Here is a 23,590-nt window from a genome sequence, read left to right on the forward strand (position 1 = left end):
AACCCTCGTGTGCCCGGCACCGGCGGCGGCCCAGTCCCCCGCCCCGGCCCCCGCGCCTGCGAAGGCGGCTCCGGCGCCCGCGGCGAAGCAGGGCGACGACTCCGCTGCCTACGTGACCCCGCTGGTGCGCAAGCTCGCCGCCGAGAACGGCGTCGACCTCGCGTCGCTGAAGGGCACCGGCGTCGGCGGCCGCATCCGCAAGCAGGACGTGCTGGCTGCTGCCGAGGCGGCGAAGGCGCCGGCCCCCGCGGCGGCGGCTCCCGCCCAGCAGACCGCCGCCGCGCCCGCGGCCGCGGGCAACATCGGCGCCGAGACCTCCAACCTGCGCGGGTCCACCGAGAAGCTCAGCCGGCTGCGCCGCCTGATCGCCAACCGGATGGTGGAGTCCCTGCAGACCGCCGCGCAGCTGACGACGGTGGTCGAGGTCGACGTCACCCGCGTCGCCCAGCTGCGCGATCGGGTGAAGGCCGACTTCCAGGCGCGCGAGGGCGTGAAGCTGAGCTTCCTGCCGTTCTTCGCGCTCGCCGCCGTCGAGGCGCTCAAGGCGCACCCGGTGGTCAACAGCGAGCTCGACATGGAGGCCGGGACGATCACCTATCCGGCCGCCGAGCACCTCGGCATCGCGGTGGACAGCAACCGCGGTCTGGTCGTGCCGGTCATCCACAACGCCAGCGACCTGAACCTGGCGGGCCTGGCGCGCAAGATCGCCGATCTTGCGCAGCGCACCCGCGACGGCCAGATCGGCCCCGACGAGCTCACCGGCGGCACCTTCACGCTGACCAACACCGGCAGCCGCGGCGCGCTGTTCGACACGCCGATCATCAACCAGCCGCAGAGCGCGATCCTGGGCACCGGCGCGGTCGTCAAGCGCCCCGCAGTGATCGACGACCCGAACCTCGGCGAGATCATCGCCGTCCGCTCGTACGTCTACCTGGCGCTGTCCTACGACCACCGCGTCGTGGACGGCGCGGACGCCGCGCGTTTCCTCGCCACCATGAAGGAGCGCCTGGAGGCCGGCCACTTCGAGGCCGACCTCGGCATCTAGTCCGCGGAGCCGGCGCTCGTTCGACAACCACGGTCGCCTCGCGACTCACGGTCGCCCCGCGACCCACGGTCGTCGAGCGAGCGAGGAACGAGCGACGTCGAGACGCCGCAAGCCGACAACCGACCGCACCACGTCTCGACGTCGCCTCCGCTAACGCTCCGGCTCGCTCGACGACCGTAGAAGGCGCCCCTTCATCGCCGAGCCACACCCACGGTCGTCGAGCGAGCGAGGAACGAGCGACGTCGAGACGCCGCAAGCCGACAACCGACCGCACCACGTCTCGACGTCGCCTCCGCTAACGCTCCGGCTCGCTCGACGACCGTAGAAGGCGCCCCTTCATCGCCGAGCCACACCCACGGTCGTCGAGCGAGCGAGGAACGAGCGACGTCGAGACGCCGCAAGCCGACAACCGACCGCACCACGTCTCGACGTCGCCTCCGCTGGCGCTCAGGCTCGGCGCTCGGCGGTGTCGATCAGCCAGGCGCCGTCGACCGCCCGCAGCACCAGGGTCGTGGGCCCGGCCGCACGACCGGCGACCGGGAGATCGGCGCCGGCTGGGCCGCGGATCACGAAGTCGGGTAGCTCGTCGATCACTGTGACGGTGGCCGTCGACGCCGTGACCTGGACGTCGCGTACCTCGAGGACCGTCGGCGCGAATCCGGTGACCACCCGTTTCTGGCCGGCCAGCGCCGCGATGGTCTCCGCGTCGGCGCGCAGCTGCGCGCTTTCGGCGGTGAACACCTGCCGCAGCATGTCGATGTCGTTCTGCGCGAACGCCTCGGCGCGGGTCTCGTAGAGCGCGGGCAGGTAGCTCGTCCACTGCGGCACCGCCGACGATTCGGCCGCCGCTGCGAGCGCTGCCGCCGGCATCAGTGGCCGTGACACGTCCGGTCCTCGAGGCCACAGCGCCACGGCGCCGAGCAGCGCCCCGGCCGCGAGCAGCGCGACGGCCGCGACGGTGGACCGGTCCGACCGCTGCGCCGCCGCGTGCCGCGGCGCGTACGGCGCGCCCCTTCGCATGCGACCTCGAGACCGGGGTGCCCGCGGCGTCGCTCGAAGCGGCGGTCGGCCGATCGGCGCGAGCCTCTCGTCGGCGCCGGAGGTCGTCTTTGCGGACGCGTCGGTAGAGTCGGTCGCGGTGGGCGCGGCGGACGGCGACCCGGTCGGCGCCGCGGCAACAGCCCCCGGGCCGGTGGGCGGCGATGCGGTGGGCGTCTCCGCCGACGCGCCGTCGGGCCCGGTGCCCGGCTGCAGGTCGAGGACGGCGGTGGCGCGCGCGATCAGTGCCGCGAGGCCGGCACGGCCGGCGGCCATCGCCGTCAACGTCTCGGCGAGCCGCGGGTCGACCTCTCCGTCGCCCACGAGCTCGACGGTGGCCACGACGGCGCAGATGTCGCGTCGCGCGCCGGGACGGTCGAGCTCCCCCGCAGCCTCCGCGCTGCCCCGCACCCACGCCGCGCCGTCCTCCGCCAGGTCGACGGTCCACCCGCCCAGGCCGCCGTGCGCGTAGCCGGCGGCGTGCATCGCCTCGATCGCGACGGCGATGTCCCGGGCGAGCCGGACCTGGCGGTCGCCGTCGACCCGGCCGGCCGCGGCGAGCGCCGTGCGGCCCGCCACGACGCGGTCGATGACGACCAGCGCACCGTCGTCTCCGGCGAGCGCCAGGGGCGGTGCGAGCCGCTCGCATGCGGACAGCGCACGCACGACAGCCCTCGCCGCGGACGCTCGCCGCGGCGCCGGATCGACTCGCCGCACCCACACCGCCGAGCCGTCGGAGGTGTCGCGTCCGCTGCGCAGCACCCAGTGCGGGCCGGCCGCGACCGGATCGCCGATCTCGTAGGGGCCGATGACGCTCTTCACGCCTACGACGCTAGCTACCGGAGGCGGCCCGGATCAGTTGTCCACAGGCCGAGCAGCCGGAGCCAGGGGGCGAGGATCAGCCGACGACGAAGTTCACCAGCTTGCCGGGCACCACGATGACCTTGCGCTCGGTCTTGCCGTCGAGCTGCGCGGCGATCTTCTCGCTCGCGCGGGCCGCCGCCTCCATCACGTCGCGACCGGCGTCCGGGGCGATCTGCACGGTGTCGCGGACCTTGCCGTTGACCTGCACCGGGATCTCGATGGTGCTGTCTGCGGCGAGCGACTCGTCGGCGACCGGGTAGGGCTCCCAGACGAGGGTGTGCTCGTGCCCCAGACGCCGCCACAGCTCCTCGCTGATGTGCGGCGCGAGCGGCGCGAGCATCAGGACGAGCGGTTCGACCAGGTCCCGCGGGGCGCCGTTGGGATAGCGAGCGGTGATGTGGTTGTTCAGCTCGGTCAGCTTGGCGATGGCGAGGTTGAACCGCAGCGAGTCCATGCCTTCGCGGGCCCCGATGATCAGCTTGTGCATGATCCGCAGCGACTCCTCGGACGGCGTCTCGGAGGTCACGGTCGTCTCACCGGTGTGCTCGTCGACGACGTTGCGCCACACGCGCTGCAGCAGCCGCTGGCTGCCGACGACGTCCTTGGTCTCCCAGGGACGGGACTGGTCCATCGGGCCGGTGAACATCTCGTACACCCGCAGCGTGTCGGCGCCGAACGCCTCGTACATCTCGTCCGGGCTCACCGAGTTCTTCAGCGACTTGCCCATCTTGCCGGCCTGACGGGTGACCTCGTCGTCGCCGAGGTACCACTTGCCGTCCCGCTCGACGACGTCCGCCGCGGGCACGTACATGCCGCGGGCGTCGGTGTAGGACGCGGCGGTCACCATGCCCTGGTTGAACAGCCGCCGGAAGGGCTCGGCGCTGCTGACGTGGCCGAGGTCGAACAGCACCTTGTGCCAGAAGCGGGAGTACAGCAGGTGCAGGACGGCGTGCTCGACGCCGCCGATGTACAGGTCGACGCCGCCGGTGTCGCCCGCGTCGCGCGGCCCCATCCAGTACTTCTCGTTCTCGGCGCCCACGAACCGCTCATCGTTGTGCGGGTCGAGGTAGCGCAGCTCGTACCAGCAGGAGCCAGCCCACTGCGGCATGGTGTTGAGCTCGCGGCGGTACCGCTTCGGGCCGTCGCCGAGATCCAGCGTGACGTTCGCCCAGTCGGCGTTGCGGCCTAGCGGTGGCTCGGGCTCGCTCATCGCGTCGTTGGGGTCCCCCACCCGCGGCGAGAAGTCGTCGACCTCGGGCAGCTCGACCGGAAGCTGGGACTCCGGCAGGGCGACCGGCAGGCCGGTCTCGTCGTACACGATCGGGAACGGCTCGCCCCAGTAGCGCTGCCGGCTGAACAGCCAGTCGCGCAGCTTGTACGTCGTCGTCGGCTCACCGAGCCCGCGGGTGTGCAGCCAGTCGATCACCGTCTGCTTGGCCTGCGCGACCGGCAGCCCGTTGATGTCCAGGGCGCCGTCCTGGCGTGCCGAGTTGATCGCCGGGCCGTCGCCCACGAACGCCTCTCCGTCGAAGCCCTCGGGCGGCTGCACCGTGCGCACGATCGGCAGCTCGTACTTCACCGCGAAGTCCCAGTCGCGCTGGTCCTGTCCGGGGACGGCCATGATCGCGCCGGTTCCGTAGCCCATCAGCACGTAGTCACCGACGAAGACCGGCAGCTGGGCGCCGGTCACCGGGTTGGTCGCGAACGACCCGGTGAACGCACCGGTCTTCTCCTTCTCGTCGCTCTGCCGGTCGGCGTCGGTCCGGGCGGCGGCGTTCGCCACGTACGCCGACACCGCGGCCTTCGGCGTCTCGGCGCCGCCGGTCCACGCGCACTGCGCCTCCCACGGCCACGCCTCGGCGGTGAGCGCGTCGACGAGCGGGTGCTCCGGCGAGATCACGACGAACGTGGCGCCGAACAGGGTGTCCGGCCGCGTGGTGAAGACCTCCAGGTCGCCCGCGTCCGTGACGAACCGGACCTTCGCGCCCTCGGACCGGCCGATCCAGTTGCGCTGCATCGTCTTGACCTTCTCGGGCCAGTCGAGCCGGTCGAGGTCGGCGAGCAGCCGGTCGGCGTACGTCGTGATCCGCATCATCCACTGCTTGAGCGGACGCTTGAAGACCGGGAAGTTGCCCCGGTCGCTGCGGCCCTCCGGAGTCACCTCCTCGTTGGCCAGCACGGTGCCCAGCCCCGGGCACCAGTTGACCGGCGCCTCGGAGATGTAGGCGAGCCGGTGCTCGTCGATCAGCGCGCGGCGCTCCGTGGGCTCCAGCTCGACCCAGCTGCGGCCCTCCGGCAGCCCGGCCGTGCGGACGCCGGTGTCGTACTCGGCGATCAGCTCGTCGATGGGGCGCGCCTTCTGGGCGTCCTCGTCGTACCAGGAGTTGAAGATCTGCAGGAAGATCCACTGCGTCCACCGGTAGTAGTCGACGTCCGTCGTCGACACCGAGCGCCGCTGGTCGTGTCCGAGACCCAGCCGGCGCAGCTGGCGGCGGTACGTCGCGATGTTCTGCTCGGTGGTGACCCGCGGATGCTGCCCCGTCTCCACGGCGTACTGCTCGGCCGGGAGACCGAACGCGTCGAAGCCCATGGTGTGCAGGACGTTGTGGCCGTTCATGCGCTGGTAGCGCGCGTAGACGTCGGTGCCGATGAAGCCGAGGGGGTGGCCGACGTGCAGGCCGGTCCCCGAGGGGTAGGGGAACATGTCGTTGACGTACAGGTGCGGACGCTCGGCGACGGCCTCGAAGCCGTCCGAGAGGTCCCCGGCCGGGTTGGCCGTGTTGAACGTCCCGTCGGCATCCCACGTGTCCTGCCACTTCAGCTCGATCTGCTCGGCAAGCGCCGCCGTATAGCGGTGCTGCGGGACGTCGCTGTTCTCGCTCACATGTCTTCCTTTTATTCGCTGAGGGCGTGGTTGCCGCGTCGACGGTGGGGCACAAAAAATCCCCGCGCCTCGAGGCACAGGGGTCGGGCCGCGTCGGCAGGCTGGGCCTGGCTATCCGATGCGGCTAGAGAAGGAGTGCGCCACGGACAGCGCGCCGTACAACCACGCCGACCATCATACCGCCCGCCCTGGGAGGAAACCTCGTCTTCACGCCCCTGGGCCGGTGAGTTGCGGTTAGATGGACCCAGGCACCCACCCATTGTCGATTCCGTGGAGGTTTACCCCCATGCTGTTCAGGAAGAGCAGGTCCGAGGTCCTGAAGGAAGACGTCGCCGACGTCATCGAGGACGTCGCGAAGCTTGCCAGAAGCGCTGCGTTGGATGCGAAGAAGACGATCGGTCCGAAGCTCGAGGCGGCCCGCGAGACGCTCGTCGATGCCTTCGAGGCGACCCGCGAGACCGTCGCCGACAAGGCGAAGGACGCCAAGGACTCCCTCGAGGACGCCGCCGGTGACACGCACAAGCGTGCCGACAAGGCCCTGGGGCTGCTGGCCAGCCGCGCCAAGGACGCGAAGGAGACCGTCGCGGACCGGTCCAAGGACGCGCGGGAGGTGCTCGCCGAGCGCTCGAAGGACGCTCGCGAGGTGCTCGCCGAGAAGGCCGCCGACGCGAAGGACGCGCTCGACGACGCCGCCAGCAAGAGCGGCAAGTCCGCCGAGCAGGCGCGCGGACGGGCCATCGAGCGCGGCCACGCGGCGCGCGGCGCGCTCGCCGACCGGGCCGGGAAGGCGCGGGAGGCGCTCGCCCCCACCATCCAGGAGGTGCGCGCCCAGGTGCTCGAGGCGCAGAAGGAGGCGGTCGCGATGAAGAAGTCCTCGCGCAAGGCCTCCAAGCAGGCTCGCGCCCAGGCGCACGAGCAGCTGCTGCTTGCCGCTGCCGCACTCGGCGAGGCGAAGAAGGCCGCGAAGAAGGACGCCAAGGACGTGCGCAAGTCGTCCAAGAAGGCGTCGAAGAAGGCCGAGAGCGCCCTCGCCGACTCGGCGGACGCTCTCAAGGACGCCGGCAAGCCGAAGAAGAAGCGCCGGTGGCCGCTGCTGGCCGTCGTCGCGGGTGCCGCCGCATTCGCCTACAAGAAGTCGCAGGGCGACCAGGGCGTCACCTGGCAGCAGCCGGCTCCGAAGCCGGCACCCAAGCCGGTCCCGGCGGGTGAGCCCGGTCCCGTCGCGACGGGCGGCACCCTGCCGACGACCAGCACCACGGCCCCGTCCGCCGGTGCGCAGCAGACCGGCGCCCCGGTCGACGTGCCGCCGGCGGCTGCGCCGTCCGCGTCCCCCGACGCTCCGAAGCCGACCGACGTCCCGCCGGCCGCTCCGGAATCGGACAAGCCGGCCGTCATCGAGGCGCTCGAGCAGGAGCGCAAGGGACGGCACTCGGCGCCCGACGAGGAGTAGCCCACCGACGGCAGAGCGGGCCCCGGCGACCAGGTCGCCGGGGCCCGCTCTCGTCTATCGCGGCGCACTGCTCGAGCGGTCCGCATCACCCATTAGAATCGAAGGCCTTATGGCGAAGAAGACAGCAGACGCGGCCGCGACCGGCAAGGGCGCCCCTCGGGCGAAGAAGGTCAAGCAGCCCAAGGTCAAGAAGCAGCGGTTCGCACGAACCCGCGAGCTGATGCAGGCGTACACCCTGCTGAAGCCGAACGACCCGCGGCTCGGGCTGTACCTCGCGCTCGCGGCGCTCGCCGGCTTCGTCGTCGGCTTCCTCCTCATGGCGCTGATCGTCGGGTTCACCGCGCTCGGCATCGTGCTCGGCGTCGTCGCCGGCCTGATGGTCGGCCTGCTGCTCGGCATGGTCGTGTTCGGTGTCCGCGCGCGGCGTACCACCTTCGCCCAGGCCGAGGGTCGTCCCGGTGCCGCCGCCTGGGCGATGGAGCAGCTGCGCGGCGACTGGCGGATCACGCAGGCCGTCAGCGCGTCGTCGCAGCAGGACATCGTGCACCGAGTCATCGGGCGTCCGGGCATCGTCCTCGTCGGCGAGGGCAGCCCGCAGCGGGTCGCCGGGCTGCTCGGCCAGGAGAAGAAGCGCATCGCGCGGGTCATCGGCGACACGCCCATCTACACCGTCCTGGTCGGCAATGACGAGGGCCAGGTGCCGCTGAAGAAGCTCAACAGCCATCTGACCAAGCTGCCGCGGAACATCCAGGGCGCGCAGATCCGGGCCATCGAGAAGCGGCTGCTCGCCGTCGCGGCCCCGAAGATGCCGCTGCCGAAGGGCCCGATCCCCGGCGGCCGGAAGATGGCGGTCAGCAACCGGCAGATGCGCCGCCGCGGGATGGGCTGAGCGTCCGCATCGTGACGACTGAGCTCGAGTACCCCGGCGTCACCCTGGGCCTTCCTCGCTCCGGCCTCGGCTCGGTGGCGACCTACGGCTCCCGGTTCCTCGCGCTGGTCATCGACTGCCTGCTCGCCGCCGCCATCACCTGGGCCTTCACCGCGCCCGCGGCGCCGCGTAACTGGTCGTTGATCACGCTGTTCGTGCTGTACACCGGCACCACTGCCTTCATCGGGCGCACGCCGGGCATGATGCTCGCGGGCATCGGCCTGGCCAGCGAGATCGAGGGCCGCCCGCTGGGGCTGTGGAAGGCCGCGCTCCGGACCGTGCTGCTCATGCTGCTGATCCCGGCCGTCGTCGTCGACCAGAACCGCCGTGGCCTGCACGACAAGGCCGCCGGCACGATCGTGGTCAACGCCCGCTAGCAGCGCTGCCCTTCGCCGCCCCGGGTGCCAGACTGTGCGGCATGGATCACCGGATGTTCGTCGCGGTGCGGCCGCCGGAGCACGTCACGCAGGCGCTCGCGGACTTCCTCGAGCCGCGCACCGGGATGCCGTGGATCGATCCGGCACAGTGGCACGTCACCCTGGCCTTCATGCGCTCGGTCCCCGATGCCGACGTCGACGAGCTGGTCGACCGGCTGGGAGCCGCGTCGACGAGGGTGCAGCCCTTCGAGGCGGTCGTCCGGGGCGCCGGTACCTTTCCCGCCCCCGAGCGGGCGTCGGTCCTCTGGCTGAGGGTCCTGCCCGACGAGCCGCTGCGCCGGCTGGCAGCCTCGGCCCGCGCTGCCGCCAACGCCTCGGGAGCCCCGCCGGACGGCAAGGCGTTCGTGCCCCACCTCACGCTCGCCCGCCTGCGCCGTCCGATCGAGGCCACGAAATGGCTCCGCGTGCTGGACACCTTCGGCTCCCCGCCGTGGCGCGTCGAGGAGATCGAGCTGATCGAGTCACACCTGGGCGAGGGTCCCCGACGGCGCCCGCGACATGAAACGGTCGCCGCCGTCCGGCTGGGCTGACACCCGCGCACGCGGCGCCCGGCGGCGTGCGCGCCGTCACAGCCGCAGTGGGGCGTGTAACACCGCTGAAACAACAAGGTCATTATCGAGCAACGCCTCCCGAGTAAGGTCGTTCGCACCGACCCATCACGGAGGATCAATGTTCGAATCCAAGGAAGAGCTGGTCTCGTACATCGAGGCGAACGACGTCAAGTTCATCGACGTCCGCTTCTGCGACCTGCCCGGCATCATGCAGCACTTCACGATCCCGGCCTCGGGCGTGGACGACATGTTCGAGGACGGCCTGGCGTTCGACGGCTCGTCGGTGCGCGGGTTCCAGGAGATCCACGAGTCCGACATGCTGCTGCTGCCCGACCCGAAGACTGCGGTCGTCGATCCGTTCCGCGCTGCGAAGACGGTCATCGTGAACTTCTTCGTGCACGACCCGATCACCCGTGAGCCGTACAGCCGCGACCCGCGCAACATCGCGCGCAAGGCCGAGGAGTACCTCAAGTCGTCGGGCATCGCCGACGAGGCGTTCTTCGGGGCCGAGGCTGAGTTCTACGTGTTCGACTCGATCCGCTTCGGCGACGAGATGAACGCGCAGTACCACCACATCGACTCCTCCTCCGGCTGGTGGAACACCGGCCGTGAGGAGGAAGGCGGCAACAAGGGCTACAAGGTTCGCCCCAAGGGCGGCTACTTCCCGGTGGCGCCGTACGACCAGTACGGCGACCTGCGCGACCAGATGACGCTGAACCTGCAGGACGCCGGCTTCGAGATCGAGCGCGCCCACCACGAGGTCGGCACCGCCGGACAGGCCGAGATCAACTACAAGTTCAACTCGCTGCTGCACGCCGGCGACGACATGATGCTGTTCAAGTACATCATCAAGAACACCGCGGCCGAGGCCGGCAAGACGGTCACCTTCATGCCGAAGCCGCTGTACGGCGACAACGGCTCGGGCATGCACACCCACCAGTCGCTTTGGAAGGGCGGCAAGCCGCTGTTCCACTCGGAGTCCGGCTACGCGGGCCTGTCCGACGAGGCGCGCTGGTACATCGGCGGCCTGCTGCACCACGCCCCCGCCGTGCTGGCGTTCACCAACCCGACGATCAACAGCTTCCACCGCCTGGTCCCGGGCTACGAGGCGCCGGTCAACCTGGTGTACTCGCAGCGCAACCGCTCGGCGTGCATCCGCATCCCGATCACCGGCAACAACCCGAAGGCCAAGCGCCTCGAGTTCCGGGTGCCCGACCCGTCGTGCAACCCGTACCTCGCATTCGCCGCGCAGATGATGGCCGGCCTCGACGGCATCCGCAACCGCATCGAGCCCGCGGACCCAATCGACAAGGACCTCTACGAGCTGCCGCCGGACGAGGCCGCCGAGATCCCGCAGGTCCCGGACAGCCTCCCCGGCGTCCTCAACGCGCTCGAGGAGGACCACGACTTCCTGCTCGAGGGTGGCGTGTTCACCGAGGACCTGATCGAGACCTGGATCCGTTACAAGCGGGAGAACGAGATCGACCCGATCCGCCTGCGCCCGCACCCGCACGAGTTCGCGCTGTACTACGACATCTAGATCTCGTCACTGCGCACCGGGACGGTCCCGGCGCCGGAGAACGCCTTCGGGCGCGCGCCGGCGCCGGGACCGTTCTGCATTCCGGCGCCGGTTCGGCTGCGCGGCGAACCGGCGCAGGACTCAGGCCGCCCGCAGGCGGCCGGCGATGAGCTCGCGCACCGCAGGGACGTCGACGGTTCCTTCGGCACCGGCCAGCAGCTTCGCGAGCCGCTTCGGCCAGAGCACCTGGACTCCGCTGATCGTGAACGCGCCGCCGATCATCGGCCAATCGGCATCGACGAAACAGAGCGCGCCGGTGACCGGGATGTCGCCGACGATCCCGCGGACGAGCTGCACCTGCTTCAGTGCTCCGTCCACGAGCCGCGTGCAGTCGCGGCGACCGACGATGAGCTTGTCCACCCGCGGTCGAAGGAGACCGCCCTCGATGCGGAGCCGCGGACGCCCCTTGTAGCGCTTCGCGTCGATGACCCAGACGCCGGCGCGGGTGATCGCGATGTGGTCGATGTTCGCCCGGGACCCTGGGACGCGTCGGTCGTGCAGCACCGCGAGGGAGTCCGAGACCAGCGCATCGAGGTGGCCGCCGAGGCGCGCCTCCCCGACCGCGCCAGTCGCCCATGCCCTCGTGCTCTGCTTCTCGTCGGAGAGGGCGACCGCGAGGCCGCCGAGCCGTCCCCACTTCCGGCGCAGGCGCTCTTCGTCCCTGGCCTTGCGCCGCTCGTATTCCCGCCAGGCCGAGCCGCCGGCGTCCCCCGCGTCCCGAGAGACGTCGCGCTCCGGCGACGGGTGCGTATCCCGCCCGCTCTGCGTCACGGTGCAGCTCCTATCAAGACAGCTCACTTTCCTCTACCCGACGATCCCGACCCCAGGCTCCGCCCGGCTGGTGTACGGCCTCCGCTGAGCCCGCGGGGATCTTCACGAAAGCATCACATACGGGCGCCCGGTCCCTTCACACACTCGCGATGAACTGGGAATCGAACACGGGGATGACCCCCGGTTCCCCACGAAGGAGTGAGAACAATGATCAAGAACCGCAGGCTCCAGCTGGGCATCGCTGCCACCACCGTCGCGGTGCTCGCCACTGTCGGCGCAACGGCCGCGTTCGGGCTGCCGCCCACCGACGCCCCGGGCACGCCCGGCCAGGGCCCGAACGCGACCGCGACGGCGACCGAGCCGCTGAGCGAGGCAGAGAAGGGCGACCTGCTGCTGACCCGTGAGGAGGAACGGCTCGCGCGGGAGCTGTACCAGGCCTTCGGCGACAAGTACCCGGATGTCACGTTCTTCAAGAACGTCGCCGTCAGCGAGGACCATCACGCCGAGGCGGTCGGGCGGGCGTTGACGCGGTATGACCTCGCGGATCCGTCGGCGAGCGCCACCCCGGGTCAGTACGCCGACAGCACTCTGCAAGGGCTGTACGACAAGTGGTACGCCCAGGGCATGCAGAGCGAGCAGGAGGCGATCAAGGTCGGCGTCGAGCTGGAGAAGACCGATATCGACGGGCTGAAGAAGGCGATCGAGACCTCTGACAACGCCGACCTCGATCAGTTGTACGGCAGGCTGCTCTGGGGGTCGCAGCACCACCTGGCCGGGTACGAGGCACTCGCCAACGGCCAGGATCCCACCGGCCAGTGCGCGACGGACGCCGCCGGCCAGGGCCAGGGTCCGAATCAGGGCCAGGCTCACGGCGCTGGCCGTGGCGAGGGCCGGGGTCCGGATCATGGGCAGGGCCAGGGTCACGGCCCGGCTGACGGCCAGGGTCCGGGACAGGGCTAGCGACGACGCCGGGCTGCGCCGGCGCGCAACGCCTCAGGGGCGGATCGGCAGGACCAGCGTGAGCGTGGTCCCCCGGTCCGCCCCTGACGACGCGGCCGTGAGCGTGCCGCCGTGCGCGCGCACGATGTCGCGGGCGATCGTCAGGCCGATCCCCGAGCCTTCGGAGCTCTGGGCGCGCGGGGCACGGTAGAACCGCTCGAAGATCTTCGGCAGCTCGTCGGCGGAGAGGCCGACCCCGTTGTCGGCCACGGTCACGACGGCCGATCGCCGGCCGTGGCCGACGGCCTCGTCCAGCTCGATCCGGACCCTCGGATCCGGCCGTCCTCGCGTCGCCCGGAGCGCGTTGCCGAGCAGATTGGAGATCACCTGCGCGATCCGGTCGGAGTCGACCTGCGCGACGACCGGACGGGCGACCCGCACCTCCAGATCGATGCCGGCTTCGTCGAACTGCGGTTGCAGCCGCTCGCTCGTCCGCGCGACCAGGTCGGCCAGGTCGACCTCCGTGGGATGGAGCTGCAGATTTCCCTCCTGGACGCGGGAGAGAGTCGACAGGTCGTCCGCGAACCGCCGCAGCTTGCGCACCTCGGAGCTGATCTGGTCCAACCGCTCGGGATCCGGGGAGAAGACGCCGTCGATCATGCCCTCGACGTACCCGTCGATCACGGTCAGCGGGGTCCGCAGCTCGTGCGCGACATCGGAGATCAGCCGCACCCGCCGCTGCTCCGTCGAGGCGAGCGCCGCGGCGAGCGCGTTCACGTCGTCGGACAGCTCGGCGAGCTCCGCTGTCCCCGGCCGGCCGACCTGCAGCGTGTAGTCCCCCTCCGCCAGCCGCCGGGTGGCGACCTGCATCTCCCGCAGCGGCGCGAGCAGCCGACGGGTGGTCACGACACCGAATACGGCGGCGAGCACTGCGCCGCTGAGCACGCCGATCAGCAATGCTTCGTCGATAGCGGACGCCACCGCGGCCCGCAGCTGGTCCTGTCCGGTGCTCGACCCCCGACCCTGGCTGCCCACGCCCATCCCGTGCGTGGCCTGGTCGTACAGCCGCGGCGCGAGCAAGCGAACGAGGACGTAGGTCACCAGCCCGCCGATCACCGCGACCGCGAGGTGGGAGGCGACCAACCGGACCGAGAGCCGTTTCACGCCCGCTCCCCGATGAACTTGTAGCCGACGCCACGCACTGTCCGGAGAAAACGCGGCTCGGCCGCGTCGTCGGCGAGCTTCCGGCGCAGGTTGCGGATGTGGACGTCCACCACGCGAGCGTCACCGTAGAAGTCGTAGCCCCACACCTTCTCCAGCAGCTGAGCCCGCGAGAAGACCCGACCGGGAGCCTCGGCGAGGGCGCTCAGCAGATCGAATTCCAGAGCAGACAGCTCGAGGACCTGCCCGTCCATCTCGACGACCCGCTCGGCGGGCCGGATCTCCAGCCCGACGAAGCGCCACCGCGGCGACTGCGACTCGGGTGCCGCGGACCGCTCGCGCCGCAGGATCGCCTTCACCCGGGCCACCACCTCGCGCGGGCTGAACGGCTTGGTGACGTAGTCGTCGGCGCCCACGGCGAGGCCGATCAGCTTGTCGACCTCCTCGTTGCGCGCGGTGACCATCATGACGTAGGTCTCGGCCTGCGCGCGATCGGGCAGGGCGCGCAGCCGACGCAGCACCTCCACGCCGTCGAAGTCCGGCAACCCGACGTCCAGCATGACCAGCGCCGGCGTCCGACGCTGCACCAGCTCCATCGCCGCGGCGCCGGTGTCGGCCTCGAGCACTCCGAAGCCGTCAGCCTCGAGGAAGGCGCGCAGGACCTCACGAATCTGGGGTTGGTCGTCGACGACCAGGACCTCCTGCGCCATCGCTCAGCCGCCCGCCGCGGTCTGCGACGGCACGGCCCGCCCGCTCGTCATCGGCCACCTCCGCACGCGCTACTGCTCGAGAAGGTACACCGTCGAACAGCGCGCCCCACTCGTGCGGTCAGAGCTGTTGCCGCACGCCCGGTTCGACGGACACCCCGGCACCTGGGGGCCACATGCCTGGCGATGCTCACTGCTCCACCGGGCGGCGCGATGGGCGCCGGAGCGGGCACTTGCAGCCGCGGAGCAATGTGGCTTCGCCGGTGCTCAGCCCAGGCGTCCCACGCTGAACGCGGTGAGGAAGCCCAGAGTGGCGATCAGCCCGGCATACAGGTGCGTCCGCTCGAAGGCCTCGGGGATCATCGTGTCGGCGATCATCGTCAGGATGGCCCCTGCCGCGAGCGCCGTGATCGCCGCGACGACCTGCGGCGCCGCCCCTTCCAGCAGCAGGCAGCCGAGCAGACCGGCTATCCCGCTGGCCACGGCCACCCCGATCCACACGCCGAAGACGTACTTCGCGGACCGGCCGTTGCGCTTCATGCCCGCCGCGCTCGAGAGGCCCTCGGGGAGGTTCGAGATGAAGATCGCGACCAGCACGGGCACGCCCACCCCGCCACCGCCGAGCAACGACAGGCCCAGCACGACCGACTCGGGGATCCCGTCGAGCAATGCGCCGATGGCGATCGCCGCTCCGCTGCCGCTCTGCTCCTGCTCGCTGGGCTGCTGGTCCCCGGAACGCTTGCGGTGCCGCGCTCCCCTCTTGTCCAGCAGGACGTTGGCCGCCAGGTAGGCGATCGCACCCGCGAGGAAGCCCAGCACGGTGGCGGTGAGGCCACCGGTGTGCTCGGCGTCGTCCACGAGGTCGAAGGCCAGCGCGGAGATCAGGACGCCGGCTCCGAAGGCCATGACCGAGGCGACGACCTTCTGCGGCACCTTGACGAACCAGGCGATCAACGCGCCGATCACCAGCGCGCCACCCGCGATGAGCCCCCAGATGCCGGCCTGCAACGCGATGGGCATCAGCGCACCTCGACCGTGCGCGGGTGTGTCAGACCAGGTAGCTGGACCATGGCATCTCTCCCATCTCGTGGGCGGCGTCGGCGAACGCCGTCAGGGCGCGGATCGTCACGTCGACGTCGCCGGTCGTCATACGGCCCAGCACTCTCTGGACCTCGCGTCGCCGGTAGGCGTGTACCTCGGCCAGCAGGTCACGCCCCGTCGCAGTGAGCGACACCGTCACCACCCGGCCGTCCTCGGCCGAACGTCCCCGACTGACCAGATCCAGGCGCTGCAGCCGGTCGACCAGGCGGCTGGCGTTCGAGGCGTTCACCTCGAGCTGTGCGGCCAGCGCCCCCACGGTCTGGGCGCCGCCGGAGGCCAGCAGCACGAGGAGGCGATGCTGCACGAGGGTGATCTCCACCGGCGCGGCGTTGACCGACCGAACGGCGATCCCCACCAGGGCCCGGCTCACGGCAATGAGCGTGTCGGCGTGGCGTTCGTGTGAGGCAGCGGGTTCCTCGTTCTTCGATGCCACGCGTACCCCCGCGAGATGTGGTTTGGTTGCCCTGGCGCATACATACCGTAGCGCATGAGTTCCAGGCAGGTGGGTACGTGACTCAGATGCAGCAGAACGAGATGTCAGCGGATCGCATTGCGGATGTCTTCGGGCAGCTGACCCCGCACGGACGCGGCACGGTCTGGCCGGCCCGGGTCGACCAGCACCTCGAGGAGGGCCTCGAGGAGCAGGACGTCGACCGATGGGTGCAGTCCGCGTGCCTGTTGTGCAGCAACGGCTGCGGCGCCGACATCGCGGTGAAGGACGGCCGGATGGTCGGCATCCGGGGGCGGGCGGGCGATACCGTCAACCACGGTCGGCTCGGGCCGAAGGGGTTGTACGGCAGCACTCCGTGGGCCACCTCGCCGGACCGGCTGACGCGGCCGCTGATCCGCGTGGACGGCGAGCTGGTCGAGACCGACTGGGACACCGCCATGGGGCGCATCGTCGCTGAGTCCCGCCGGCTGCTGGACGAGAAGGGACCGCTCACCCACGGCTTCTACACCTCGGGCCAGCTCTTCCTCGAGGAGTACTACACCCTCGCGGTGATCGGAAAGGCCGGGCTGGGCACGCCCCACATGGACGGCAACACCCGGTTGTGCACGGCGACCAGCGCGGCGGCGTTCAAGGAGTCCTTCGGCGCCGACGGACAGCCCGGGTCGTACACCGACATCGAGCACTGCGACGCCATCTTCCTGTACGGCCACAACATGCCGGAGACGCAGACCGTGCTGTGGACGCGCATCCTGGATCGCACCCGCGGCGAGGATCCGCCACGCATCGTGTGCGTCGATCCGCGACGTACCGAGGTCGCCGACGAGGCGGTTCGCACCGGAGGGGTGCACCTCGCTCCGCGGGTGGGCACCAACCTCGCACTGATGAACGGGGTCACCCGCGAGCTGTTCGCGAACGACTGGGTCGACCACGCATGGGTGGCCGAGCACACCGTCGGGCTGGAGACGCTCCGGGAGATCGTCGACCCGTACACCCCCGAGAAGGTGGCCGAGATCTGCGCCGTGCCCGCGGACGACCTGCGGGCCGCGGCCCGCATCTTCGGGCAGAGCAAGGGTGTGCTGTCCACCGTCCTGCAGGGGTTCTACCAGTCGCACCAGGCGACGGCAGCGTCCGTCGCGGTGCACAACCTGCATCTGCTGCGCGGCATGATCGGGCGGCCGGGCGCCGGCGTGCTGCAGATGAACGGGCAGCCGACCGCCCAGAACAACCGCGAGTGCGGCGCGGACGGCGACCTGCCGGGCTTTCGCAACTGGGACAACCCGAAGCACGTCCAGCAGCTGGCCGACGCCTGGAACGTCGACGTCATGACGATCCCGCACTGGGCCCCGCCGACCCACGCGATGCAGATCATGGGGTACGCCGAGACCGGGTCGATCGAGCTGTTGTGGATCTCGGCGACGAACCCGGCGGTGTCGATGCCGGAGTCGGCGCGGATCCGCAAGATCCTCAGCAGCCCCAAGTGCTTCACCATCGTGCAGGACCTCTTCCGTACCGAGACCGCCGAGCTCGCGGACGTCGTCCTGCCCGCCGCGGGCTGGGGCGAGAAGACCGGTTGCTACACCAACGTCAACCGCACCGTGCACCTGTCCGAGAAGGCGGTCGAGCCACCCGGCGAGGCGCGCAGCGACCTCGACATCTTCCTGGCGTACGCCGACGCCATGGGCTTCACCGACAAGGACGGCCGGCCGCTGATGAAGTGGCGCACGCCCGAGGAGGCGTTCGACGCGTGGGCCGCCGTGACCGCCGGCCGACCGGTCGACTACACCGGCCTGTCGTACGACAAGCTCCGCGGACCGTCGGGGATCCCGTGGCCGGTCAACGTCGAGCACCCCGACGGCACCGATCGCCTCTACACGGACGGCATCTTCCCGACCGACACCGACTACTGCGAGACGTACGGCCACGACCTCATCACCGGCGGCACGGTCACCGAGCAGGAGCACCGCGCGATGGCTCCCGCGGGCCGCGCCATCCTCAAGGGGGCGCCGTACACACCCGCGCACGAGCCGCCGAACGAGGACTATCCGCTGCTGTTCACCACCGGGCGCACCGTGTTCCAGTTCCACACCCGCACGAAGACCGGACGCGCCCGCTCGCTCGACCAGGCGGCCCCCGACGCCTGGGTCGAGCTGTCGCCGGAGGACGCCGAGGCGCTCGGCGTGAGCGAGGGCGACTGGGTGCGGCTCGAGTCGCCGCGAGGGTCCATCGAGGTGCGGGCGCGTGTCGGGCGGGTCATGCAGGGGGCGGTCTTCGCGCCGTTCCACTACGGGCACTGGGATCCGGACGACGTGAGCGACGCCGCGCACCGCACGGCCAACGAGCTCACGATGACCGTGTGGGACCCGGTGTCCAAGCAGCCGACCTTCAAGACGGCCGCCTGCCGCGTGACCCGGCTGCGCGGGGACGACGGTCCCTCGCCCGCGCCGACCAACACCGCGTCCGCACCCGCCCGGAACGCCCGTGTCACGGTCCCGCCCACGCGCGGCGGTGGCGCGACGTCCAGCCGGGCGCTCGACGAGACGCCCCGCTACCCGCTCGATCCCGCACAGGAGAACCGCTGATGCCGCACCTCGCCACCTATGTAGCGCTGGCCGACCACAGCGAGCAGACGCTCGCCGACTCCCTGCGCGCCGTCGCCGAGGGCCATGCCCGCCAGGCCGACGTGTTCCACACCTGCCACACCCTCGCCGGCTGGAGCGACAAGCACCGCGAGGCGCTCGCGCCGGCCGTCGATCGCTACGGCGAGCAGGACGACGTCGACGAGCCCGAGCGGCTGCGCGGCGACGCGCTCACCGAGACCCGCGAGGGTGAGGTCGGGCTGCTGCGCGACCTCCAGGACCTGCACCTGCTCGCCACCCTCGTGCAGACCACCTGGACCGTCATCGCACAGGGCGCGCAAGGCCTGCGCGATACCGAGCTGCTCGACATCGCGAACTCCTGCAACGCCGAGACCGCCCGGCAGCTTCAGTGGCTGACGACCCGCATGAAGCAGGCCGCGCCGCAGGCGCTGATCGTCGCGCCCTGAGCCGGCCCGCCGCGACCGCGCTTCTACCGCCCGGTGAAGCGCGGTTCGCGGCGCTCGATGAAGGACGCGACGCCCTCCTTGTGATCCGCGGAGGCGAAGCATTCCTGCAACGCCGTCCGGTGGGCCGCGAGGTGGCCGGCCTCGTCCCTGCCGAGACCGGCATAGATGAGCTGCTTCGCGCGCCGGGCGGCGAACGGCGAGCCGCGGGAGATACGGCGTGCCAGGTCGATCGCGCGCCGGCCCAGCTCCTCCGGCGCGACGACCTCCATGACGTACCCGAGGCGCAGCGCCTCGTCGGCCTCCAGGAACTCGCCGGACAGCACCAGCCGCAGGGCGTTGCTGAGCCCGATCTGGCGCGGCAGCAGGTACGACCCGGCACCGGTGTCGGGGACCAGACCCCGGTGCACGAAGTTCCAGGCGATCCGGGCGCGCGTGCTGGCGATCCGGAGATCCGCCTGCGTCGCGATGTCGGCACCCATGCCGACGGCGGGGCCGTCGATCGCGGCCACGACGGGCTTCGGGCAGCTGGCGACCATCCACGGCCACTCGTCCGCGTCGCGGTTGCCGCCGCGACGATCGGCGGCGGTCTCCCCCAGCTCCGACAGGTCGGTACCGGCGCAGAACGCTCCCCCGGCTCCGGTGATCACCACGGCGAGGACGTCGTCGTCCGCGGCGGCCTGCCGCAGCGCGTCCCGGAACTGCGCGAGCGCACCCCAGCCCATCGCGTTCTTCTTGTGGGGTCGGTTGATGGTCACGACCGCGATACCGTCGGTGACCTCGTACAGGATGTCCGCGCTGTCCATCTGGCTCCCTCGTCCTACCGGCGAAACGCCGCGTCACCTCTGTCTACACGCAGGGCGCCCGGCGCGACCAGCAGCGGGACCGCTCCTCGGCCCTGGTCGACTGCGGCCTCCGGAAAACCACGAGATTCTGGGACGCTGACCGTTCCGGGTGGACAGCGGCCCGGAATCGCGACGTAATGCGGGAAGCTCCTTCTACATGGCCGGGCTCGGCGCGTACCGCCAGGTCCTGGAGGACTGCCGCAGCAAGGAATACCACGGGTTCGCGCTCCGCTGATTGTGTGGCGTGCGGCACATCGGCTTATGGTGTGCTGGTGACGGAAGCGGGCGCGACGGACAGCCCCGAAGCCGTGCCCGGTTTCGACCCTGAGGCACTGCTGCCGGTGCTGCGGCGGGTCATCGGCGCTCGGGTCGCCTCGCGACCCGACGCCGAGGACCTCGTCCAGGAGGCACTGGCCCGGATGCTCAAGGCGTCCGACCGCATCGACCCGCAGACCGCGGAGGCCTACGCGATCACCACCGCGCGCAACCTGATCGCGACTCGCTGGCGCGACGAGATGCGCTTTCGAGAACGCCGCCACCAGCTGGTCGAGGTGGACCACGCACCGACACCCGAGGACAGCGCTGTGGACGCCGAGGACGGCCGGCTGATGGCCGAGGCGCTCAGCAGGTTCAGCGACGAGGACCGCGCCCTGTTGCTCGCGCACGAGGTGGACGGCGTGCCGAACGCCGAGCTCGCCGACCGCATCGGCTCGACCGCCGGTGCGGTCGGCGCTCGGCTGCACCGGCTGCGGATGCGGATGCGGGTCGAGTACCTGCTGATCGCCGAGGGCATCGACCCCCCGACGACGCGGTGCCGCTCGGTGCTCTATGCGCTGGCGAGCAACGACCGTCGGCGGCGCCGCGAGTCCGATGTCGAAGGACACCTCCTGGAGTGCGACACCTGCTACGCGCTCAGCACTCGGCTGCAGCCGCACGAGACGACCGACGACGGCACGGTCCGGCTCGCCATCGAGCGCGACGCCGACCTGGTCCAGGCCCGCCAGGCCGCCCGCGAGCTCGCCGCCCACCTCGGTTTCGCCAAGGTCGAGCTCACCGTGATCGCGACCGCGGTCTCGGAGATGGCGCGCAACGTGCTCAAGTTCGCCGGCAGCGGCACGATCACGCTGAGCGCGCTGGAGCAGGGTCGACGGGGCTTCCGCGTCGTGGTCGCCGACAGAGGGCCCGGCATACCTGATCTCGAGGCGGCAGTGCGCGACGGCTACAGCACCTACCGCGGCCTCGGCCTCGGCCTCGGCGGCGCGCGCCGCCTGATGGACGAGTTCGACGTCGTGTCCCGACCGGGCCGCGGCACGATCGTGACCATGACCAAGTGGCTCGAAGGGAACCCGTGATGCAGCAGAAGGACAGCTATCCGCAGGACGTCGTCGGCGTCGGCGACGGTACCGGGGACGCGCTGCTGGCCGAGCTCGTGGAGCATCTCCGCGAGAACCGGCCGCAGCTGCGCGATACCTGGGCACGCCGCATCGTGGCCGCCCACCTGCTCACCGCCATGACGCCGGAGGAGATGAACGCCGAGACGCAGTCGGTCTACGACAACTACGTCGACGTGCTCGAGACCGGCAGCGTCGAGGCGCTCAGCGCGTACGCCCGCGATCTGTCCGAGCGGATCATCCCCCGGGGCGTCGAGACCTACGAGGTGGTCGGCATCGTGCTGCTGCTGCGCGACGTCCTCGCCCGCTCCCTGTTCGAGAAGTACCGGGCGGACGTCGGGATGCTCAACCAGGTGCTCGACGTCTACGAGCCGGCGGCGAACCGGATCGCCAACACCGTCGCCGTGAGCTTCGTCGACGAGAGGGAGCGGGTCATCCGCCAGCAGCAGGCAGCGCTGCGCGAGCTGTCGACGCCCGCGCTGCCGGTCCGCGAGCGGCTGCTCATCCTGCCGATCATCGGCGTCCTCGACAAGGACCGCGCCAGCCAGCTCACCGAGCAGCTGCTCAACGCCATCCGCAAGCACCGCGCGAAGGTGGTCGTCATGGACATCACCGGCGCGCCCGAGGTGGACGCCGTCGTCGCGAACCATCTGGTGGGGACGGTGGACGCGTCACGCCTGATGGGCGCGAGCGTCATCATCACCGGAGTGTCCCCGACGATCGCCCAGACCCTCGTCACCCTCGGCGTCGATCTGAGCAAGATGAACACCGTCGGGGACCTGCAGGGTGGCTTGGAGGAGGCCGAACGCCTGCTCGGCTACACGGTGACTCGCCAGGAAGGGATTGCCTGAGGGAATGGACGGACCGGCGCTGGTCTCGATCCTGCGCCAGGGTGACACCCTGGTCGCGTCGGTCCACACTGCGCTCGACGACTCCCAGATGCTGCGGTTCCAGCGCGACCTCGTCGAGCAGATCGGCGCCCAGCGCGCACGCGGCGTGATCATCGACGTGGCGGCACTCGACGTCCTCGACTCGTTCGCCACCAGCACGTTGTGCGACATCGCGGAGATGGCCAGGCTGCGGGGCGCGCGCACCGTCGTCGTCGGCATCCAGCCCGCGGTCGCGTTCACGATGGTCCGGCTCGGGATGGCCACACCCCAGTTCGAGGTCGCCCTCGACCTGGACGACGGTCTGGAGATGCTGAGCGCCGACTCCGCCTCGCCGGCGCCAGGTCGCCGCGGATGAACGACTACGACGCGAGCGACGATCCGCTCGAGGCGCTGCGGCGCGACTATCGGGTCGCCTTCCTCCGCTATCTGCCGCACGCCGACGAGGCGGCCCTCGCCACTGCGTACGACATCGGGCGGCGGGTGCTCCCCGCCGACCTCGGTCTGCTGCACGTCGTCCACGTGCACCACGAGGTGCTCGGCGAGGTGCTCGCCGCCGAACGGCCGGAGCAGTGGGAGCACCTCGTGCAGGCCGCCGGCGAGTTCATGAGCGAGGTGCTCGCCGCGATGCACATGATCCAGCGCCCCCCTCGGCGCGGACGACTGAACGCCCGTACGCCGACGCGCGGAAGGCGTGACGCGTGACACGCCGACGATTTTTTCTGCCGTTCGCCGCCATCCGCCGGTAATGCCGCAGGGCTGCCGACGTCTTCATCGGTGTGCTCGGAGACGCCGGGCCCGCAGGCAGAGCAGTATCGAAGGAGCGCACCACAATGAACCTCCGTAATCGACTTACCACCGTCATCGCGACCGCCGCCCTCGCGGGAGGTGGCGTACTGCTACCGGCCGTCGCCGCCAACGCCGCCCCGGCTCCCAACAGTGCCGCCGCCGCGGCGGCTCTCAACAGCACGCTGCCGGTGACCGGCACCCTCGGCGACGGCAGCGCCTTCACCGGCACGCTGTCGAACCTCACGACGTCCGTCGTCGGCGGCGTCCTGCAGCTCACGGGCACGCTCACCAGCACCGCCCTGCCGGGCGGGAGCGGCACCTTCACCGTCCCCCTGAACCTCGCCGACATGTCGGGGTCGTGCCCGGTGCTCACGCTCAACCTCGGGCCGCTGGACCTCGACCTGCTCGGGCTGACCGTCCACCTCGACGAGGTGAACCTCGACGTCACCGCGGTGCCGGGCGCGGGCAACCTGCTGGGCAACCTGCTGTGCGCGGTGACCCACCTGCTCGACAACAACGGGCCGGTCACGGGCATCAGCGCGCTGCTGAACCGGCTGCTCACCGGCCTCGGCCTCTAGAGCAGCGCAGCTCCGGACCGGTGGACGCAGCCGGTCCGGTCCCCGCGACGCCGGGTGGTGGGACCCCGAACCGCCACCCGGCGTCGTCCGCGGCCTCGAACCGGCCGGCCTGTCCCTAGACTCGCAGGTGCACCCGGTCGACCGCGGAGAGGAC

General features: G+C 70.9%; 22 protein-coding genes. 14 read left to right on the forward strand and 8 right to left on the reverse strand.

Annotation, left to right across the window (positions count from 1 at the left end):
- Positions 1–1,045: 2-oxoglutarate dehydrogenase, E2 component, dihydrolipoamide succinyltransferase (gene sucB, locus F8A92_RS07980; RefSeq protein WP_153504641.1), on the forward strand; the 1,045-nt coding region annotated here is incomplete at its 5' end.
- 447 nt (positions 1,046–1,492) lie between these two features.
- Here sucB and F8A92_RS07985 read toward each other — a convergent pair.
- Both F8A92_RS07985 and leuS read right to left on the reverse strand, forming a co-directional pair.
- The gene (locus F8A92_RS07985) at positions 1,493–2,905 is read right to left on the reverse strand and encodes a hypothetical protein (protein WP_153504642.1); all 1,413 of its coding nucleotides are present in this window, start codon (positions 2,903–2,905) and stop codon (positions 1,493–1,495) included.
- Between the two features lie 76 nt (positions 2,906–2,981).
- Complete coding sequence (gene leuS / locus F8A92_RS07990; RefSeq protein ID WP_153504643.1) at positions 2,982–5,831, reverse strand: leucine--tRNA ligase; 2,850 nt, start codon at positions 5,829–5,831, stop codon at positions 2,982–2,984.
- Between the two features lie 286 nt (positions 5,832–6,117).
- Between leuS and F8A92_RS07995 the strand changes: the two genes are divergently transcribed.
- The 5 genes from F8A92_RS07995 (at position 6,118) to glnA (ending at position 10,737) form a co-directional block, all read left to right on the forward strand.
- The gene (locus F8A92_RS07995; protein ID WP_153504644.1) at positions 6,118–7,281 is read left to right on the forward strand and encodes a hypothetical protein; all 1,164 of its coding nucleotides are present in this window, start codon (positions 6,118–6,120) and stop codon (positions 7,279–7,281) included.
- 109 nt (positions 7,282–7,390) lie between these two features.
- Positions 7,391–8,170 carry a DUF4191 domain-containing protein gene (locus F8A92_RS08000; protein WP_153504645.1) on the forward strand — a complete coding sequence of 260 codons (780 nt, stop codon included), beginning with the start codon at positions 7,391–7,393 and terminating at the stop codon, positions 8,168–8,170.
- Positions 8,171–8,181: 11 nt separating this feature from the next.
- A complete protein-coding gene (locus tag F8A92_RS08005) occupies positions 8,182–8,586 on the forward strand; it encodes an RDD family protein (RefSeq protein ID WP_194291408.1) in 405 nt (134 codons plus the stop codon).
- Between the two features lie 41 nt (positions 8,587–8,627).
- Complete coding sequence (gene thpR / locus F8A92_RS08010) at positions 8,628–9,176, forward strand: RNA 2',3'-cyclic phosphodiesterase (RefSeq protein ID WP_153504647.1); 549 nt, start codon at positions 8,628–8,630, stop codon at positions 9,174–9,176.
- 139 nt (positions 9,177–9,315) lie between these two features.
- Positions 9,316–10,737, forward strand: coding sequence for a type I glutamate--ammonia ligase (gene glnA, locus F8A92_RS08015; RefSeq protein WP_153504648.1), 1,422 nt, complete (start codon positions 9,316–9,318; stop codon positions 10,735–10,737).
- 120 nt (positions 10,738–10,857) lie between these two features.
- Here glnA and F8A92_RS08020 read toward each other — a convergent pair whose 3' ends face one another.
- The gene (locus tag F8A92_RS08020) at positions 10,858–11,547 is read right to left on the reverse strand and encodes a nuclease-related domain-containing protein (protein WP_228389295.1); all 690 of its coding nucleotides are present in this window, start codon (positions 11,545–11,547) and stop codon (positions 10,858–10,860) included.
- Between the two features lie 207 nt (positions 11,548–11,754).
- Here F8A92_RS08020 and F8A92_RS08025 point away from each other — a divergent pair, with 207 nt between their 5' ends.
- Positions 11,755–12,507: a DUF2202 domain-containing protein gene (locus tag F8A92_RS08025; protein WP_153504650.1), complete on the forward strand. Its 753-nt coding sequence runs from the start codon at positions 11,755–11,757 to the stop codon at positions 12,505–12,507.
- A gap of 33 nt (positions 12,508–12,540) precedes the next feature.
- On the opposite strand, the gene F8A92_RS08030 is transcribed toward F8A92_RS08025, so the two are convergent.
- From F8A92_RS08030 to F8A92_RS08045, 4 genes are all read right to left on the reverse strand, one after another.
- Positions 12,541–13,650 (reverse strand): sensor histidine kinase, encoded by a 1,110-nt coding sequence (locus F8A92_RS08030; protein WP_153504651.1) that lies wholly within the window; start codon positions 13,648–13,650, stop codon positions 12,541–12,543.
- A complete protein-coding gene (locus F8A92_RS08035; RefSeq protein WP_153504652.1) occupies positions 13,647–14,357 on the reverse strand; it encodes a response regulator transcription factor in 711 nt (236 codons plus the stop codon). Before F8A92_RS08035 ends, F8A92_RS08030 begins: the two co-directional genes overlap by 4 nt.
- A gap of 264 nt (positions 14,358–14,621) precedes the next feature.
- Positions 14,622–15,374, reverse strand: a complete 753-nt coding sequence (locus F8A92_RS08040; protein ID WP_153504653.1) for a ZIP family metal transporter — start codon at positions 15,372–15,374, stop codon at positions 14,622–14,624.
- Between the two features lie 28 nt (positions 15,375–15,402).
- The gene (locus F8A92_RS08045; protein WP_194291409.1) at positions 15,403–15,888 is read right to left on the reverse strand and encodes a MarR family winged helix-turn-helix transcriptional regulator; all 486 of its coding nucleotides are present in this window, start codon (positions 15,886–15,888) and stop codon (positions 15,403–15,405) included.
- A gap of 86 nt (positions 15,889–15,974) precedes the next feature.
- Here F8A92_RS08045 and F8A92_RS08050 point away from each other — a divergent pair, with 86 nt between their 5' ends.
- Both F8A92_RS08050 and F8A92_RS08055 read left to right on the forward strand, forming a co-directional pair.
- Positions 15,975–18,485: a molybdopterin oxidoreductase family protein gene (locus F8A92_RS08050; RefSeq protein WP_153504699.1), complete on the forward strand. Its 2,511-nt coding sequence runs from the start codon at positions 15,975–15,977 to the stop codon at positions 18,483–18,485.
- Positions 18,485–18,949, forward strand: a complete 465-nt coding sequence (locus tag F8A92_RS08055) for a hypothetical protein (protein WP_153504655.1) — start codon at positions 18,485–18,487, stop codon at positions 18,947–18,949. Before F8A92_RS08050 ends, F8A92_RS08055 begins: the two co-directional genes overlap by 1 nt.
- 23 nt (positions 18,950–18,972) lie before the next feature.
- On the opposite strand, the gene F8A92_RS08060 is transcribed toward F8A92_RS08055, so the two are convergent.
- Positions 18,973–19,752 carry an enoyl-CoA hydratase/isomerase family protein gene (locus F8A92_RS08060; RefSeq protein WP_153504656.1) on the reverse strand — a complete coding sequence of 260 codons (780 nt, stop codon included), beginning with the start codon at positions 19,750–19,752 and terminating at the stop codon, positions 18,973–18,975.
- A 311-nt stretch (positions 19,753–20,063) separates the two neighbouring features.
- Between F8A92_RS08060 and F8A92_RS08065 the strand changes: the two genes are divergently transcribed.
- The 5 genes from F8A92_RS08065 (at position 20,064) to F8A92_RS18980 (ending at position 23,436) form a co-directional block, all read left to right on the forward strand.
- A complete protein-coding gene (locus F8A92_RS08065) occupies positions 20,064–21,143 on the forward strand; it encodes a sigma-70 family RNA polymerase sigma factor (RefSeq protein WP_228389296.1) in 1,080 nt (359 codons plus the stop codon).
- Positions 21,143–22,033, forward strand: coding sequence for an STAS domain-containing protein (locus F8A92_RS08070; RefSeq protein WP_153504658.1), 891 nt, complete (start codon positions 21,143–21,145; stop codon positions 22,031–22,033). Before F8A92_RS08065 ends, F8A92_RS08070 begins: the two co-directional genes overlap by 1 nt.
- A gap of 4 nt (positions 22,034–22,037) precedes the next feature.
- Positions 22,038–22,427: an STAS domain-containing protein gene (locus F8A92_RS08075; protein ID WP_153504659.1), complete on the forward strand. Its 390-nt coding sequence runs from the start codon at positions 22,038–22,040 to the stop codon at positions 22,425–22,427.
- Positions 22,424–22,774, forward strand: coding sequence for a phosphatase RsbU N-terminal domain-containing protein (locus F8A92_RS08080; protein WP_153504660.1), 351 nt, complete (start codon positions 22,424–22,426; stop codon positions 22,772–22,774). The genes F8A92_RS08075 and F8A92_RS08080 overlap by 4 nt, the downstream gene beginning before the upstream one ends.
- Before the next feature lie 128 nt (positions 22,775–22,902).
- Entirely contained in the window at positions 22,903–23,436 is a 534-nt protein-coding gene (locus F8A92_RS18980) for a hypothetical protein (protein ID WP_228389297.1), read from the forward strand.
- The last annotated feature ends 154 nt before the right edge of the window (positions 23,437–23,590 follow it).

Origin of the sequence: Cumulibacter manganitolerans (genome assembly GCF_009602465.1) — a bacterium.
Classification (GTDB): domain Bacteria; phylum Actinomycetota; class Actinomycetes; order Mycobacteriales; family Antricoccaceae; genus Cumulibacter; species Cumulibacter manganitolerans.